Source organism: Marinobacter guineae (assembly GCF_002744735.1).
GTDB classification, from domain to species: domain Bacteria; phylum Pseudomonadota; class Gammaproteobacteria; order Pseudomonadales; family Oleiphilaceae; genus Marinobacter; species Marinobacter guineae.
Map to the genome: position 1 here is coordinate 108022 of NZ_KZ319339.1, position 16178 is coordinate 124199.

The 16178-nt window shown below is 55.0% G+C and carries 14 protein-coding genes; 7 read left to right on the forward strand and 7 right to left on the reverse strand.

The genetic code is table 11. The annotated features are described in order from the left end of the window. The first annotated feature begins 14 nt into the window (after nt 1-14). Together CLH62_RS21050 and CLH62_RS00495 are read left to right on the forward strand one after the other, a co-directional pair. Nucleotides 15-167 carry a DUF1127 domain-containing protein gene (locus CLH62_RS21050; protein ID WP_170005738.1) on the forward strand — a complete coding sequence of 51 codons (153 nt, stop codon included), beginning with the start codon at nt 15-17 and terminating at the stop codon, nt 165-167. Nucleotides 168-401: 234 nt separating this feature from the next. Beyond that, nucleotides 402-653 (forward strand): hypothetical protein, encoded by a 252-nt coding sequence (locus CLH62_RS00495; RefSeq protein WP_099616208.1) that lies wholly within the window; start codon nt 402-404, stop codon nt 651-653. Nucleotides 654-656: 3 nt separating this feature from the next. Here the strand turns inward: CLH62_RS00495 and CLH62_RS00500 are convergent, their stop codons facing one another. The 3 genes from CLH62_RS00500 to fabG form a co-directional block, all read right to left on the reverse strand. Further along, the gene (locus CLH62_RS00500) at nt 657-1550 is read right to left on the reverse strand and encodes a peptidoglycan-binding domain-containing protein (protein ID WP_099616209.1); all 894 of its coding nucleotides are present in this window, start codon (nt 1548-1550) and stop codon (nt 657-659) included. 109 nt (nt 1551-1659) lie between these two features. After that, entirely contained in the window at nt 1660-3660 is a 2001-nt protein-coding gene (locus CLH62_RS00505) for a methyl-accepting chemotaxis protein (protein WP_228152736.1), read from the reverse strand. A 271-nt stretch (nt 3661-3931) separates the two neighbouring features. Next, nucleotides 3932-4675, reverse strand: a complete 744-nt coding sequence (fabG, locus tag CLH62_RS00510; RefSeq protein WP_099616210.1) for a 3-oxoacyl-[acyl-carrier-protein] reductase — start codon at nt 4673-4675, stop codon at nt 3932-3934. A gap of 283 nt (nt 4676-4958) precedes the next feature. Between fabG and CLH62_RS00515 the strand changes: the two genes are divergently transcribed. The 5 genes from CLH62_RS00515 to CLH62_RS00535 all read left to right on the forward strand — a co-directional run bounded on the left by CLH62_RS00515 (nt 4959) and on the right by CLH62_RS00535 (nt 11559). Next, nucleotides 4959-6419: a malate:quinone oxidoreductase gene (locus tag CLH62_RS00515; RefSeq protein WP_099616211.1), complete on the forward strand. Its 1461-nt coding sequence runs from the start codon at nt 4959-4961 to the stop codon at nt 6417-6419. A gap of 40 nt (nt 6420-6459) precedes the next feature. Beyond that, entirely contained in the window at nt 6460-8196 is a 1737-nt protein-coding gene (locus tag CLH62_RS00520; RefSeq protein WP_099616212.1) for an isocitrate/isopropylmalate family dehydrogenase, read from the forward strand. 155 nt (nt 8197-8351) lie between these two features. Further along, nucleotides 8352-9716, forward strand: coding sequence for an ergothioneine biosynthesis protein EgtB (gene egtB, locus CLH62_RS00525; RefSeq protein WP_099616213.1), 1365 nt, complete (start codon nt 8352-8354; stop codon nt 9714-9716). Between the two features lie 16 nt (nt 9717-9732). After that, the gene (egtD, locus tag CLH62_RS00530; RefSeq protein ID WP_099617573.1) at nt 9733-10647 is read left to right on the forward strand and encodes an L-histidine N(alpha)-methyltransferase; all 915 of its coding nucleotides are present in this window, start codon (nt 9733-9735) and stop codon (nt 10645-10647) included. A gap of 360 nt (nt 10648-11007) precedes the next feature. Further along, the gene (locus tag CLH62_RS00535; RefSeq protein ID WP_099616214.1) at nt 11008-11559 is read left to right on the forward strand and encodes a PRC-barrel domain-containing protein; all 552 of its coding nucleotides are present in this window, start codon (nt 11008-11010) and stop codon (nt 11557-11559) included. A 21-nt stretch (nt 11560-11580) separates the two neighbouring features. On the opposite strand, the gene CLH62_RS00540 is transcribed toward CLH62_RS00535, so the two are convergent. The 4 genes from CLH62_RS00540 to CLH62_RS00555 are packed head-to-tail and all read right to left on the reverse strand — an operon-like array spanning nt 11581 to nt 15929. Next, entirely contained in the window at nt 11581-12312 is a 732-nt protein-coding gene (locus CLH62_RS00540; protein ID WP_099616215.1) for a response regulator, read from the reverse strand. After that, nucleotides 12309-13901, reverse strand: a complete 1593-nt coding sequence (locus tag CLH62_RS00545) for a DUF4118 domain-containing protein (protein ID WP_170005739.1) — start codon at nt 13899-13901, stop codon at nt 12309-12311. The genes CLH62_RS00540 and CLH62_RS00545 overlap by 4 nt, the downstream gene beginning before the upstream one ends. Nucleotides 13902-13908: 7 nt before the next feature. Beyond that, entirely contained in the window at nt 13909-15279 is a 1371-nt protein-coding gene (locus tag CLH62_RS00550) for a TrkH family potassium uptake protein (protein ID WP_099616217.1), read from the reverse strand. Beyond that, entirely contained in the window at nt 15276-15929 is a 654-nt protein-coding gene (locus CLH62_RS00555) for a potassium channel family protein (RefSeq protein ID WP_099616218.1), read from the reverse strand. Before CLH62_RS00555 ends, CLH62_RS00550 begins: the two co-directional genes overlap by 4 nt. Nucleotides 15930-16178 lie beyond the last annotated feature (249 nt).

The window sequence follows — 16178 nt, forward strand, 5'->3', positions numbered from 1 at the left end:
TCAGGAGTTTTGAAATGAAAAGGGCAGCTTCTCTCTATAAAGGCTGGCGGATGAAGCGCAACTTCGTCCATCTGGTTATGACTATGGATCGCCGTTTGCTGAAGGACGTCGGGTTTCCCCCTGAACTGGTTGAACAGAAACTGAGCACTCCTTTCTGGAAATACTGATCCGGAAGAACTGACCGGCAATTGCACCGGTAACCCGCTGAACTGGTGGGAAAATCACCAGTTCAGAGTTTACGCAATGTCACAAAAATGTAATATGCCATTGTTCTTAAAGCGTTTTTATCTCGAAAAAGTATAAGAAAATTGATCTGAATCTGTATTTTCTATGAACGGATCGGTCTATAGTTTGGCTACCTCCAGAACCCCACCGGTTCACCCTGAAAGGAGAGCTCGACGATGATCCAGGAATTCCTGAAAAGCACCTTACCTTTAGACTCTTCCGTTACCCTCAAACGTTCTGAGATTATCCCTGATAGCGAAATTGCAGCTGCCCGCAGCGAGGCATTCGAAATCGTCTCCGACGCCGGCGAAACCGTAGGCTTCGTGAAAGCCTGGGAAGAAGACCCCAGCTTCCGCGGCTACGTTCATTTCGATTCGGACGGCAACGTGATCGACTGGAAGGTTTTCAAGGGCCGGCTACAGAGCTGACGGTCATACCAGCCAGCCAAAAAAGAAATCAAACAACACACTGAAGAAGCCGCCACCGGTGCTCCGCCGGGGTTCGTTGACAGGCGGAGTGTCAATAGATGTGTTGTCAATGCTATCAGCTTGTTCAGCAACCGCTGTTGCCGCTTCGGAATTGTCTGCCTCAACCGTCGCTACTTCAGCAGCCGTAACAGTTTTCGTGTTGGCGGGTAATGAGGAGTCAATGACCTTGGTTTCAGACTCCGGGGCGGGGCTGGTTTCAGCGACTGGCTCGGATACTACCGTCAAGGTAGCCGGGATCTCTGAAGGTTCATCTTCAGAGGAAGTCGAGGTTTCCGTTATAATCGACTGATATTCCTCTTTATCTACAGGTGATTTGGCCACCGATTTTGCGGATTTCTTGATAGTTGGCCGAGCCACAACAGTGGCCTCTTCAGCGCCGGAATCCTGGTTGGTTTGGTAAAGCTGGGCCGGGAGTTCAGGTTCGGGCTTCGGTTGTGGCTCAGTTTTCGTCACAGGCCGGGGGGCCGAGCGCAGTTCCAGCTCTGGTAAGCCCAGTGCTGCCACAGCGTCTTTACGACTGGCAACAGCATTGCTGCTGATTGGTGCGTTGGCGGTGGCCTTTACGCCAAGCGCCTTCAGGGTTTGCGAATCCAGATCTCCACTGGTGGCAAGGCCGGTTTTGTCCTGATAGTCCCGCACAGCGCCCCGCAGCTTATTGTCATACCAGCCGTCCGCTCGCCCGATGTCATAGCCGGCGCCGTAAAGGGCATTTTCCGCTGAAAAAATAACTTTCACCGGGCTTGCCGCATGGGCAGCACTAAGGCCCATGGCCGCGGTTAACATAACGGCGGCTTGAGTACGAAAACCAGGAACCTGGCAATGGCGTGAGCGTTTCATGGCGGAATCCCTCCGGGGCTGTCCGTATACGTTTACATTTCGTAACGTGAGCCCTGAAAGTATCAGCAATATCCGGGGCCGCCTATGACACAGTTAACAACCGGAATAATTAGCTGACCTGGAACCGGCGAACGAGACTGTCCATCTCTTCGGCCATACCCGCAAGTGCCTTGCTGGAATTGTTTACGTGAGTAATGTCTCCAGTGAGTTCGTCAATCGCACCGCTGCTGGCCTCAACATTCTGAGTCATTTCAGCGGCGGTCGCCCGTTGTTGTTCGGTGGCGCTCGCAATCTGTGTCGTCATGTCCACAATCCGGTTCACTGCCGCCAGAATGTCCGATAGCGCCGTCCCGGACTTGCCTGCCTCTTCACTGGCCTCCTCAGCCATCTGTCTGGCCTTGCTCATATCAACCACGGCTCCTGCGGCACCACTCTGGAGATTCGATACAATCCGCTCAATATCGACTGTCGAGTCCTGAACCCGTTTGGCGAGCCCGCGGACTTCATCGGCAACCACTGAGAATCCTCGGCCCGCTTCACCCGCCCGAGCCGCTTCAATGGCCGCGTTTAGCGCCAGGAGGTTGGTCTGCCCGGCGATACTCTGTATCACTTCAAGGACACCACCAATTTCACCGGACTCCTGTTCCAGGCGTTGAATGCGTTTGGACCCCGTTTCGACCTGTTCCGCAAGTCGGGTTACCGACTCAATTGCATTGGTCACCGTTGCCTGTCCGGTATCGGCCAGTTGCGCTGCCTGCCGGGCAGATTCGTCTGTGTCATTAGTGTTGGATGCGATTTCATCGGACGTGGAAACCATTTCCTGCATCGCCGCAGAGACCTGGGTAATCTGATCTCTTTGTTGCTCAGAGTTAGTCGTCGTCCTGTCAGTAATGCCGGACAGGGACTCTGATTCGTTGGTTAGCCCGCGTGATGCTGAGGCGATCTTTGAGATTATGTCCTCAAGGGTCTCCAGAAACGAATTGACGGCTGAAATGAAGTCCCCGATTTCATCAGGGCGGCCTTTGGTAAGCCGGGTTGAGATATTGCCTCGATTGTTGCCAATGTCCTCCAGGTATCCGAGGATTTCGCTGCGAGCGCGTTTCACGCTGGCGGCCATCATCCGGCTAAAGAGGAAGGCAACCACCAGCCCTAGCACTACGGAGGTGATGAAGGCGGCCAGAGTGAAGCGCAGGGCAGTGTCGGTTTCTGATTCCGCTTCATCTGCGACGGCTTCCAGCGCAACAAATATCTTTTCTTCCAGGTCTCTGGCAAGTTGCGTGATTTCCGGGCCTAGAACATCCAGTTGTTCTGTTTTTATTCTGTTCATGGCGTTTTGATGAAGCAGGAGATCGCTCACTGAGACCTGATATTTTTCCAGCGCCTCGATGGCCGTATCGAGATATTGGCGGATGAAATCGGGCACGGCATCCATATCAAGAAAGGATAGGGCAATCGCAACATCCTCCATGGCATAACCCAATGCTTTCTCGGAGTTTTCAGTGCCATCGGCAAAATATCGTTGGGTTGCCATTCGCATCAGGAGTGTGTCGTGGATCAGCTGCTCAAGTGCGACCCGGAGCGGGCTATCCGGCTCCCGGTTTGTGATGCCGTCTATCGCCCTGCGCAAAGCTTCGGAAGCGGCCGGGCCATACTCGTCCAATTCCTCGGCAACAATTCGCTGTACTTGCTGTTTGGCGGGCACCAACTCCTCTTTGAAGATACCAACGTACCGAGTCGTGGCCTGCTCGATTTCCTTGACCAGCCCGATGCGTTCCGGGGCCCGGATGTTTGCCTGAGCGTTTGCGAGGTCATTGAAAAATTCCGACTCGAGCTGCTCAAGACGGGAGAGGGTTTCCTGATTACCCGTGGCGTAATAGTCGAAAACCCAAAGTCTCAATCGGTAAAGGTTGATGAGCACACCTGTCGCAACCGCCGTTTCCGGCGCAAGGTCTCTGGCGACCGTGCCCATACGATCATCCAGGCTCCGGAATTCGCGAACACTGTAAAAAGTAACGAGCGCAAACAGCATCAGGATAAACACGGGGGCAATCAGCAGTTTGCCGCGCACGCCGAGACGACGCTCAATAGATTCAAAAATGGTGGCAGTCACTGTACAACCTCTTCGAAAGTGCTCGATACCTCAGTTAACGACCGAGGGGGGATTGTCTGGAGTGAAACGTCACGATTTAGTCAACAAAGTTCGCCTGCATTGCCTTGAGGTCTTTTTGATGCCGGAGGTGGCGGGAAACAGGATGAGGAAAGCCGAAGAGCGCTAAGGGAAGCGTAATCAAAGTAGTTGAGACTGAGCCTCGTCAGAACGCACCATACCGTATTGGCACCGGCGCGTCTGATGAGGCTCAAGCAGGCAGGATTACATGCAGCTACATATAGACGCCGCCGTTGACATTGATCTGTTGGCCGGTGATGTAGTCTCCATCAGCAGCTACGAACACGACGGCTTTGGCAATTTCTTCAGGCTGGCCAAAGCGCGCCATGGGTACACGGGCGATTATTTTCTGGCGAATATTTTCCGGAACCTGAGCAAGCATTTCGGTTTCGGTAAAGCCCGGCGCAATGGCGTTTACAGTAATGTTATGCCGGGCTCCCTCCAGCGCCAGCGTTTTTGTAAACGCAATGATTCCGCCTTTACTGGCCGCGTAATTCGCCTGGCCAAAGTTACCGGCCTGTCCCACGAACGAGGTAATATTGACGATGCGCCCGAACTTCTGTTCCATCATGATCGGCAGCACTTCAGAGCAGGTCGCGTAGACACTCCCCAAGTTGGTATCTAGAACTTCCGTCCAGTCCTGATCGGTCAGGTTTTTCATGGCCTTGTCGCGGGTGATGCCGGCATTATTGACCAATATGTCGATCCGCCCCCATTCGTTCTGAACCTTGCGTATCAATTCACGGCCTGCTGACATCTGTGAAAGGTCTGCCTTGAATGCCAATGCACGCACACCCAGATCCTCGAGCTCCTTTACCACGGAGTTAGCGTCAGCTTCCCGGGAGACATAATTGATTGCCACGTCAGCGCCGCGCCTGGCGAGTAGTTTGGCAATTTCTTTGCCGATTCCACGGGATGCGCCCGTAACAATTGCAGTTTTACCTTTGAGATCTTCCATGGTGCTTTCCTCTGCCGATCAAAGCCTTTTCCAAGGCGTGTAGGTCTTGTTTTAACGGTAGGGCAGTTATGTTGTTGTAAGTCATGGTTGACTCAATAAAAGCTAGCAGAGCGAATATCACTGCACAAGAATTGAACTGGAAGATAAGTCGTCATTTCTCGAACGAACAGGGGCTGGCTGGGGGTGCGGTAGGTGTGCAGGGTATGCTGGAAACATGGTACTTTCGAGCCAGAAGATGTTGTTAACCAATGTCAGGAAAATTCAGACTGGTGAGTAGACGTTTATGAACGTAATAGTCATAGGTGCGGGTATTATGGGTACCACTTTTGCCACATTGGCAAAAGAGCTGGCACCCGAGTTGGATGTCACCATTCTGGAACGACTGGACCGAGCCGGGGCGGGAAATTCATGGGCATTTTATAACGCTGGCACGGGACACGAGGCAAACTGTGAGCTGAACTATACCCCCGTGGATGAAGAGGTCATCTCGGTTGAAAAAGCCTTGAAGATCCATGCCCAGTTCAACGTTGCCAAGCAGTTTTGGGCTTACTTGATAGACAAGGGTGTAATCGAAGATCCCCAAACGTTTATCAACCAGACCAAGCACTGCACCATTGTTTCCGAATCCGCCATTGAAGAGCTGAAATTGCGATTCAAGGAAATGTCAGCTCATCACTTTTTCGAGCAAATGCGTTATTCGGAAGAGTTCGATGAAATTAAAAGCTGGATTCCCTACACCATGGAAGGACGCCCTAGCCATGAGAAAATGGCCGCTACCGTTATTGAAACAGGCACGGATGTTAACTTCGGTGCTTTAACGGAGCAGATGGCGGCGTATGCAGTGCGCGACCTGGGTGTAAAAATCGAGTACGGAACCCATGTCAAGCGCGTGCACAGGAGCCCGACGGGGCGTTGGGTTGTTGAAGCTGAAAGCAAAGGCGCCAGGGTTCAGCATAGGGCGGATGTGCTCTTTGTGGGCGCCGGTGGGGGCGCATTTCCACTTTTGAAAAGAAGCCACTTGCCGTTCAGGAGTCGATTTGCCGGCTTCCCTGTAGGCGGGCGTTTTTTGCAGGCTTCGATCAGCGAAGAACAGGCCGCGCATTACCGGGCCAAAACCTACGGCAAAGCAAAAGTCGGCGCGCCTCCCATGTCGGTGCCCCATCTGGATTTGCGAGTGGTGGATGGCAAACACTATTTACTTTTCGGTCCTTTCGCATCATTTAAACCGGTTCTCGAGAGAGGCCGTGGTTTTTTGGATTACCTTACCTCAATTCGTCTGCATGATATCCCGGGCTTGCTTAACGTCGCTCTGGAGCATTTTCCGCTGGTTAAATATCTGGTTTCAGAGACCTTCAAAGGCGAGAAGAGCATGTTCGAGGAGCTCGACAGCTTTGCTCCGGGCCTGAGTAAAAAGTTCGATTGGAAACCGGTTCAAGCCGGCCAGCGGGTGCAGATCATTAAAGACGGGGATTTGCAGATGGGCACAGAAATCCTCGTATCCAAGGACAAAACTTACGGGACGTTACTGGGGGCATCGCCGGGGGCGTCGGTTTCGCCCGAGGTTATGTTGCGCTGTCTGGAACAATTGATACCGTCTATCTTTTCCAAAGAGGAAGCCAAAAAGAAAAGGAATGAGATCTTCCCCGAGGATGATCTGGAGACCCTTATCAACAATCCGGATCGGTACCGGGAGATTCGTGATGCAGTCAATAAACAGTTGGGGATAAATCAGTCCAGGCCGTAATAAATTCGGCCCACACGGCCAGTCCCTCAGGGAGAAATCTATGGACCACAGGATTTCTGTAAAGTCGCCTTTGGTCATCCTTCACGGTGATGAAATGGCCCAGGTTGCTTTCGAGCAGATTCTCGAGAAGTTCGTAACCGCGCGCCTGGACATCCAGCTCGAAGAAATCGACCTGTCCGCAGAACACCGCCTGCTGACCAACGGCCAGGCAGTAATTGATGCCATCGATGCCCTTCAGCACCATGGCGTGGGGGTCAAGAACGCTGGTATGACCGTCAACCGCCAGCAGCTGGAGGAACTGCTCCACAAGCATACCAATGTGGACTCCCGCAACCTTCACCCGCTCGCCACCAAATCCCCCAACGGCGCCATCCGCAAGGGTATCAGCGGCAACATCACCCGCGAGGACATCCAGTTCCGCAACCTCAAGATCAGCCGGCCAGACTGGATCGGTCGCGACATTGAAGTGGATACCATGGAGTTCGGAGGAATCAAGGACAGCTTCAACCAGCTCTCTCTGGCCACGGGCGTGGTTAAACTGATGTTTGTGGGCAGCAGCGGCGACCCGGTGGAGTTGCACCGCCGCGAGATCCGCAAGGGGGACCCCTGGCTGTTGGCCACCAACGATATGGAGGATGTCAAAGCCTGGGCTCACCGCTTCTTCCAGCGTGCCATCGACGAGAAACGGGATGTCTACCTGGGCCTGAAAGACACCGTCATCCCCGGTTATGACGGCGCTATGCGCACGGTGATTGAGGACATCTACCACAAAGACTACCGCCAGCAGATCAAGGACCTGGGGCTGAGCTACTACTACGAGCTGATCGACGCCCAGGCGGCTCGCATCGTCTCCAACCCGCCAGAGCGGGCGCTCTGGGGTGTGCCGGACAACACCACCGGGCGCAAACTGTTTAAACTGGTGAACCAGCTGCGGGAGTTCGGCATTCCCAGCCGTGGTGCCCACGTTTCCATTTCCCGCATGAGCGCAGGCGGTGGCGACCAGTACGGCAGCTTCAACATGCCAGCGCAGGAAGACGGCATCCTCAAGGTGATCGTTGATGGCCAAGAGAAACATGCCCGCCGGGTCAGGGAAGGCGATCCAATACTGCTCATGTCCAATGACCGTGAAGCCATCAAGGACTGGGTCGCCCAGGTGTTCCGCGACGCCTCCCGCAAGGACAAAGAGGTCTACTTTGGCCTCAAGCGCGAATACATGGAATACGACGAAGTCTTCAGCGACGTTATCACCGAAGTGCGCCGGGAACTGGCCCGGGAGCACACGCCACCGCCGTCCTTTATGATTATGCGGCCCTCAAGCCAACTCAAGAAGATGATCACCGACCCCCCGAGGAACGCCCTCTATCCTTCTCAGAACCTGGATGGAGACATCTTCTCAGACATCTCCGCTGCTCTCGGCGGCAGCCTGGCCACCGCCAGCTCCATTATCGAGAGCAAGGACGGCACCATGCTCTTCGAGGCACCCCATGGCACCGCCCATGACCTCTACCTGAAGTACCTGGAGAGTGACGGCCGAGACGCCCACTTTAACCCCTCCGCCCTGATTTTCGCCCTCGCCAACGCCCTTGAAACCCTGGGCGAGCGTGAGGACAACGCGCCCCTGAGTGAATACGCCGTCAACCTCAAGGCTGCGCTGACCGACACCGTCGACCGAGGTATTGTTACCGCGGACCTCAAGGGCAAGACCGTGGACCCGGATTCGGAACAAGTCGTGGATATGTATGGTTTCCTGAACGCTGTAGAAGCTGCGATTCAGTAATCTTCGAGCTTGACCGATGCTTATCGGAGGCCTTTACTTGAAACAACGGACCTGCCGGCAGGCGCCGCTCTACTCGGTGGTGCCACGCGGGATTCCGGTACCGGTGGTTGGCCATTGAGGGCCACGGGCAATACCCAAAACCAGGGAACGCCGCCATGTCAAACGCAGAACCGCTTTACCCGGCTCCAGCCGGGGAACCCAGTGCGCCGGAAGGCTGGCTGAATGCCTTCAGGAACGTTCGTGCTGTTTCGGAACAGTTGTGCAGTCCCCTGGAAACGGAAGATTACGTCATCCAGAGCATGGACGACGTCAGTCCACCGAAATGGCACCTGGCCCACGTTACCTGGTTCTTCGAGACTTTTCTGCTTAAGCCGTTTCTGAGGGGGTATGTGCCCCTGAACGAGACCTATGATCATCTGTTCAATTCCTATTACGAAACCCACAGCAATCCTTTTCCGCGACCCCAGCGAGGTCTGCTGTCCCGGCCAACCGTAGCCAACGTCTATCGTTACCGGCATTACGTGGATGAAGCCATGGGGATGTTGCTCAACCGCCCGCCTTCGGAGCATCGCCACGCCATCGCAGAGCGAGTCTGTCTCGGCATTCACCATGAACAACAGCACCAGGAACTGCTGGCCATGGACATCAAGCACATCCTGGCCCAGAACCCGTTGCGACCGGTTTACAGCAAAAGCCTGCAGATTCCGCCGGAGCGTCAACCGCTGCCCATGCGCTGGCGGGCCTATAAAGGTGGATTGGTGTCCATCGGGATGGAGCCGGGCAGAGAGGGGTTTGCCTTCGACAACGAACGGGCGGCCCATCGCCAGTATCTGGAACCTTTCGAACTGGCGAGCCGTCCGGTGACCAACCAGGAGTATCTGTGCTTCATGGAGCAGGGCGGTTATCAGGACCCGGCCATGTGGCTTTCGGACGGCTGGCACCTGATCCGGGAGAACGGCTGGACAGCACCCCTGTATTGGGTCAAGGATGGGGAGCAGTGGTACCACTTCACCCTGGCCGGGTGGCGCCCAGTGGATCCCAATGCGCCGGTATGCCATGTCAGTTTTTACGAGGCTGATGCTTTTGCCCGGTGGGCCGGGGAACGCTTGCCCACTGAAGCGGAATGGGAGCAGGCCGCAAAAAAGGCCCGGCACTGGAATGGCAACTTTGCCGAGAGCGGCTATTTGCAGCCAGTTGCCGCGGAGGCTGTCACGGCGAGCAACCCGCACGAGGCGCTGTTGCAGATGTTTGGCGATGTCTGGGAGTGGACTGGCAGCGCCTACCGCCCTTATCCGGGGTTCAGGACGCTCTCCGGCAGCCTCGGCGAGTACAACGGCAAGTTCATGTCAGGGCAGATGGTGCTAAGGGGAGGGTGCTGTGCAACTCCCGCCAGCCATATCCGACCCACGTATCGCAATTTCTTTCCCCCATCGGCCCGTTGGGCCTTTTCCGGATTCAGGCTTGCCAGGGAGGCTACCGGTGAACCTTGCAGAGATTCATTTTCACAATCAGCTGTCTGAAGACAAATTCCCGACCATGGCGGAAGAAGTACTCGCAGGACTCACCTCGAAGCCGAAGTACTGTTCCCCAAAATATCTTTACGATCAGAAAGGTTCAGAGCTTTTCGAGAAAATATGTGAACTTCCTGAGTATTATCCCACCCGCACCGAGGAAGCTATTCTGACAGATGCAATGGCTGAGATCGCGGCTTTGGCTGGCGAGGATGCAACCCTGGTGGAATTCGGCAGCGGTGCGAGTCGAAAAGTGCGTCTGCTACTGGAGTCCCTTTCGATAAAGCGTTATCTGGGTATCGACATATCCCGGGAGTTCTTGATCGAGAGCACCCGACGTCTGGCAGCAGATTACCCCTGGCTGGAAGTCCACGCCGCCTGTGCTGACTTTACCCGGAACGTAGCCCTGCCAGAGGCGATCGAACCCAAGCGCCTGGTGGGTTTCTTTCCCGGATCGAGTATCGGCAATTTTACCCCGGCAGCTGCAGAGGGCTTCCTCAATAGCCTGCATCGATTGCTGCGGCCGGGCAGCGGACTGTTAATCGGCGTTGACCTGGTGAAGGACCATAAGACACTTGAAGCCGCCTACAATGATGAACAGGGCCTTACCGCCGAGTTCAACCTGAATCTGCTGGACCGTCTAAAGCGGGAAATGGGGTTAGCCTTCCACCGGGAACGGTTCCGTCACCGAGCCTTCTTCAACGCAAAAAAATCCCGCATTGAAATGCATCTGGAAAGCCGGATTGCTCAAGTATTGCAACTGAATGGGCACACCATCCGTTTCCGCGAGGGTGAATCGATCCACACGGAAAACTCCTACAAATACTCCGTGCCGGGCTTTCAACGCCTGGCCGTCCGCGCTGGTTTCGCGAGCCGCAAGGTTTGGATAGATGACCAGGGGTTGTTCAGCGTGCATTACTTAACGACGTCCCCGAGCTAATAATGCCTTTGGGCGAGTAAAGGTGGGCACGTCTTAGCGGAGGCAGAGTGAACACACAATGGCTGGTTGTGATGGGGGCCCCGACAAAGGCCCATGCGGTGTTTGGTAATTGTGCGGTACTGGTTACGAATGCGAGCTCTGTCCGTGAAGACCAGTAAGCCTAAAGTCTTGGAGGATCGATTAAATGCCCTACAACAGCAATGTGGGTTGTCTTTTTTCTATTGCCAGACCGTCATTAGATAAATCACCCTGGCCCTGCTAGCGTTATTGCTAACGTGATCGCTTTGACATCGCGTACAGATATCCCGGCCTCCAGGTGCGGGGTAACCTACAGGAGTTCAGCAAATACAGGAGTTCACTATGATGCGCGCACGTTTGATTCGGGCAATGGGTCTTTCCCTCGTGGCCGGTTCCATGGCCATCAGCCTGTCGGCCCATGCGGCCCAGGGGCTTTATTCAGCGGATGACTTGATGGACGCAGACGTCTACGACAGCAGCGGTGAGGAGGTCGGTGAGGTGGAGAATATCCTCATGGACGACAACATGTCGGTCCACTCATTGGTGATCAAGACCGGTGATGTGTTGGGCATGGGTGGCCGTGATGTAGTAGCAGAGCGCGGCACGTTCACTTTGCGCTCGCGTACGGAAGACGGCGGCGACGACGAGTTTGACGATCAGGATTACGAGGTCCACATGGAAGCGACCCAGGATGAGATCAAGACGTTGCCAGAATACGATGAAAGCTGGTGGAACCAGACCAGTGACGCTCTGAGCCAGGCCTGGGAAAACACCAAGGAAACCAGCCGCAGCGCCTGGGAGGACACCAAGCAGGCCACTTCATCCGCCTGGCAGAATATCAAGCAGGGCGCGGAGCGTATGTCTGATGGAGCAGAGGATGAGGTTCAAAATTAATCCGCTCTGATCGGCTCCGATTCAGGGCCTGGCTGCGGTTTCCATAAACCGGTAGCCAACGCCCGGTTCCGTCTGGATATAATTTTGCTCTGTGGGGTCATCACCCAGCTTTTGCCTGAGTCTACCGATCAGGATTCGCAGGTAGTGTGTATCTTTAGTATGGGTGGGACCCCAGATATCCTTCAACAGTTGCGATTGGGTGACGATTTTCCCGGATGCCAGCATCAGAACCTTCAACACTGCAAATTCTTTGGGGGTTAATCTGACGGGCTCTCCATTCACCGTGACCTTTCGCATGGAGAGGTCAATGTGCAACGCGCCATCATCAAAAATCACCGTCGCTTCATTGGGCGGTCCGCCATTGCGGCCATAATTGCGCAACTGCGTTCTGACCCGGGCCAACAGTTCATCCACACCGAAAGGCTTGGTTACATAATCATTGGCGCCGAGATCGAGAGCCTTTACTTTTTCCAGCTCCCGGTCCCGGACTGACAGAATGATGACCGGGACGGGCGACCATTCACGCAGCGCGCCGAGCACATCAGAGCCATCCATATCCGGCAGCCCCAGGTCCAGAATCACGAGATCCGGCGAGTTCCTGGCGCATAGGCCGAGTCCGATTTCGCCATTTTCCGCTTCCAGAAGCTCGTACCCCTCGGTTTTCAGACTGATACGCAGGAAATGACGAATCTTCGGTTCGTCGTCGATGATCAGGATGCAGGGCTTTTCCCGGTTTTGCACTGGAGCAGTCATTCGGAGGACTCTGGGTTATTCTCTTGTTCCGGTGATTCTATCAGTGGAAGAGCAATTTCGATGGTGGCTCCCCGATTATTCGGGCCTGGCAGTGCGCGAATACGCCCGCCATGGGCGGCGACCATGCCGTGACAGATGGCAAGTCCCAGACCGCTGCCATGGGGGCCTCGATCGCCTTCGCCACCTGTGAAGAACATATCAAACACCTGATCCCTCTGATCTTCCGGTATGCCCGGGCCCTCATCGGATATGGCGATAAGGAGCTCATCCGCCACCTTTTGGGCACGAATGCTCAGAGTGGATGCGTCCGGGGCGAACTTCGCTGCGTTTTCCAGGACGTTTACCAGCGCTTGCTCAATCAAGGCAGGGTGCACGAACAGCAGGGGTAAATCATCAGCCACATTTCGCTCTACCCGAACCTTGGCCATCAGGTTTCTGGTGCGTCTCAAAGCCGAAGACAGCATGTCAGTCAGCGCGATCCAGTCTCTTTCAATCTTCAAGGTGCCGTGGCCGAGCTTGGTCATATCGAGCAGGTTTCGGATGTAGCGATCCAGTCTTTCTCCCTCGCCAAGAACAGAGTCCAGCAGGCTTTCCCGGTCTTCTTCCGACAGGCGACTCGACATGGATTTTAATGTGCTCGCTGACCCGATCATCGATGCAAGAGGTGTGCGAAGATCGTGCGATATCGATGACAGCAGGGCAGAGCGAAGTCGTTCGGTTTCTTCGGCGACCCGCGAGGCGGAGAGATTGGCGGCCAGCTGAGTTCGAAACCACGCCAGTCCCAGCTGGTGCACATAGACACTGATTGCGAGTCCCCGATAATACTCAGGTGTCATATCGTCTACCCATAATCCCAGAACTGCGTACACTTCGCCATCCGCCTCGATAGGTTCGAAGCGCCACGGCAAGCTGTTCAGGGTATCCGAGAAAGCGCCGCTGGATTGTATGTTCTGCATTGCCCTTTCAATCGCCGAATAGGCGGCTTCATTCAGAGGTTGTGCCGCCCCCCCACGGTTGACCACTTCAAGGTCACCGTTGTCCGGGCTCCTTTGAACAATAATGATCGGTATCTCCAGTTGTGCGTAAAGCGCTTCGGCCGCTTCACTCCGCACGGATCGGATATCAGGCGCAGAAGCCAGGCGACGGGTGAATCGGAGGTGCGCGTCTATCAGTTCATTTGATGCGCGCAACAGCTGAACCTTGTCTCTGAGGCTGCCTGCAAGGTTCCCGCCGGTGACCGCAATGACAAGGAAGAGCACGACGGTCAGCAGTTCATCCGTATCCGCCATGTGGAACGTCAGCCGGGGTTCTGTAAAGAAATAGTTGTAAGTCAGAAAGCTCAGCACAGCGGTAAACAACGCGGGGCGAATTCCTGTTCGGGTTGCAACCCAGAGAACGGATGTCAGGAAGATCAGGGACAGGTTGCCCAGCGGTAGCATGTTCTCAAGTCCCATCGAGACCGCCGTCGCGGCGCCGACGCTCGCAACAGCCCAAGCGTACTCGGTCCATCTTGTCTGCGTGCCGGAGTCGCCAACCGCGACCAGATATACTTCCCGATTGCCTTTGGATTTGCGCTCATTAGATCTCATAAAGCTACTAGCCGACGGGGAATTCGGTTTTCGCGAAGCGCACATGGGATTTGCGCCGCACGGTGAGGGTGTATCCCAAAGTGAGAGGGCCAAGGCGGCCAATCAGCATCACCGCCATGATTACCAACTGTCCGGCCGTGCCAAGCTCACTGGTTGTACCACGAGACAGGCCAACGGTGCCGAACGCGGAGACCACTTCAAAAGCGATGTCGAGAAAATCGTCCTCGACCAGAATACTAAGGGTCAGCACCCCAACGAAGACGGTTGCCATGCCGATGGTCACCGTCGCCAGTGCCTTAAGTACGGTTTCACTGCTGAGAGAGCGTCGAAAAAAACTGACGTTCAGGTTGCCCCGCAGGAAAGACCGGGTGGCGGCGAGAAGGATAACGAAGGTAGAGATTTTGATGCCACTGGCCGTGGAGTTGGGTGCGCCGCCGATGAACATCAGAAGCAGCATCAGCACGCTGGTTCCGGCGGTCAATGCGCCGATATCGAGAGTGTTGAAGCCGGCTGTTCGTGGCGTCACACCCTGAAACCAGGCTGCCAGAGCTTTATCCCAAAAGCTGTCCAGTGCACCGAGCGTTGCCGGATTGCCAAACTCAAGAAGCAGAATGGCTGCGGTCGCGACCAGGTTAAGAAGCAGGGTGGCCAGCAAGATGACCTTTACGTACACCGACAAACGCGACCAGCAGCGTTTGTCTACGAGTTCCATAATTACGATGTAGCCCAGACCACCTGTAATGAAAAGGGCAGTAACGGACAGGCTGATACCCGGGTGATCGACGTAAGCGGAGAGGCTGTCTGGCGACAACGCAAAGCCAGCATTGTTAAAGGCGGAAATCGTGTAAAACAGCGCCTGGTACAGTCCTTCTGTCCAACCCAGTTCAGGCACAAAAAACAGCCCCAGGAGTACGATACCGATAGTTTCAGCCGTCAGCGCAAAGAGAGCGATCGACCCTCCGGCTCTTCTGGCGGTCTGCAGCGAAATTTCGTTGAATGCTTCCTGGGCGACCAGTTGGTGTTGCAAGCGAAGTTTGAAGCCCAGGGCGAGAGCCGTCAGTACCGCAAACGTCATCAAACCCAGGCCGCCGAGTTGAATCAGGGTCAGAATCACCAGTTGGCCGAATAGAGTAAATTGGCTGCCGGTGTCGACAACGACAAGACCGGTAACGGTAACTGCAGAAGTGGCGGTAAACGCAGCCTCCATCCAGGTAACGGGTTCAACCGCGGCGAATGGCAGTTTCAGCAAACACGCACCGATACCAATGAGTACCAGAAACGATTCAAGCAGGAGCCGGGGAGGGTTGATACGTCGCTCACGGTGTGCCCCCGTACCCGACCTGCGATGGGATACCAGATCCAGAAATTGCGTTCTCATAGGCGGTTGACGAGCTCTCTCAGATCGTCAATCCGACCACCCAGAACAAGACGGTCGCCACTGCGGATCTTCCAGGTATGATCCGGGTGGGGGTGCGCCTCTTTCATCCGCTTCACGACCAGGGCTTCAACCGGTGCACCGTCAATGAGTTCCCCGATAGTCTTGTCCACAAGGTCCTCCGTGGTATGAAAATCCACCACGAAGTAATCATCATCCAGGCTTAGATAATCATGCACCATCGGGTAATTCAGTTCCTGTGAGATCCGGACGCCCATCTCGTATTCAGGTGCGATGATACGGGTTGCTCCAAGGCGCTCCAGAATCCGGTGGTGCTGGTTGGTCAGGGCCTTGGCCCATACCTTTTTCAACCCCAACTCCCGAAGTTGAAGGGTTGCCAGCATGGTGGCCTCCACGTTCCTGCCAATCGCCACTACAGCGACGTCGTAGCTGCCCGCGTTCAGCTCAATGAGGGAGTTTTGATCCGTTACATCGGCAATAACGGCGTGGGTGATTTCTTCGGCCAGCCTGTCGACACGCTGCTCATCGGAGTCAATGCCAAGAACCTCATGCCCGAGGCGGGTAAGCTCGCGCGCGATCGTAGCCCCAAAAACACCAAGGCCTATGACGATGAATTGCTGTTTCTCAATCATGAGCGTTGGTGTCTCCTTGGCTTCCTGGAAAAAAAGGGGTATAACCGCAAATCCTCGCATAGACTGATGGAGGGTTTGCTTTCAACCCCGTAAAAATACCGTAAAAATTCATCGGACGCCGTCCTAAATTTTCCGGAGATATGGTTTGCTTACGCCTTCGAATGCAAACCCGGCCGTAATCAGAGGAGCCCCAAAGAGAGATGGCCGCAACTGGAATGGTAACGGCGAAGATGATTCGTGAAAGTCCCG

Excerpts from the sequence above, each read along its gene's own strand:
- CLH62_RS21050 (WP_170005738.1), top strand. The coding sequence starts at position 15 with ATGAAAAGGGCAGCTTCTCTCTATAAAGGCTGGCGGATGAAGCGCAAC.
- CLH62_RS00495 (WP_099616208.1), top strand. The coding sequence starts at position 402 with ATGATCCAGGAATTCCTGAAAAGCACCTTACCTTTAGACTCTTCCGTT.
- CLH62_RS00500 (WP_099616209.1), bottom strand. The coding sequence starts at position 1,550 with ATGAAACGCTCACGCCATTGCCAGGTTCCTGGTTTTCGTACTCAAGCC.
- fabG (WP_099616210.1), bottom strand. The coding sequence starts at position 4,675 with ATGGAAGATCTCAAAGGTAAAACTGCAATTGTTACGGGCGCATCCCGT.
- CLH62_RS00515 (WP_099616211.1), top strand. The coding sequence starts at position 4,959 with ATGAACGTAATAGTCATAGGTGCGGGTATTATGGGTACCACTTTTGCC.
- CLH62_RS00520 (WP_099616212.1), top strand. The coding sequence starts at position 6,460 with ATGGACCACAGGATTTCTGTAAAGTCGCCTTTGGTCATCCTTCACGGT.
- egtB (WP_099616213.1), top strand. The coding sequence starts at position 8,352 with ATGTCAAACGCAGAACCGCTTTACCCGGCTCCAGCCGGGGAACCCAGT.
- egtD (WP_099617573.1), top strand. The coding sequence starts at position 9,733 with ATGGCGGAAGAAGTACTCGCAGGACTCACCTCGAAGCCGAAGTACTGT.
- CLH62_RS00535 (WP_099616214.1), top strand. The coding sequence starts at position 11,008 with ATGATGCGCGCACGTTTGATTCGGGCAATGGGTCTTTCCCTCGTGGCC.
- CLH62_RS00540 (WP_099616215.1), bottom strand. The coding sequence starts at position 12,312 with ATGACTGCTCCAGTGCAAAACCGGGAAAAGCCCTGCATCCTGATCATC.
- CLH62_RS00545 (WP_170005739.1), bottom strand. The coding sequence starts at position 13,901 with ATGAGATCTAATGAGCGCAAATCCAAAGGCAATCGGGAAGTATATCTG.
- CLH62_RS00550 (WP_099616217.1), bottom strand. The coding sequence starts at position 15,279 with ATGAGAACGCAATTTCTGGATCTGGTATCCCATCGCAGGTCGGGTACG.
- CLH62_RS00555 (WP_099616218.1), bottom strand. The coding sequence starts at position 15,929 with ATGATTGAGAAACAGCAATTCATCGTCATAGGCCTTGGTGTTTTTGGG.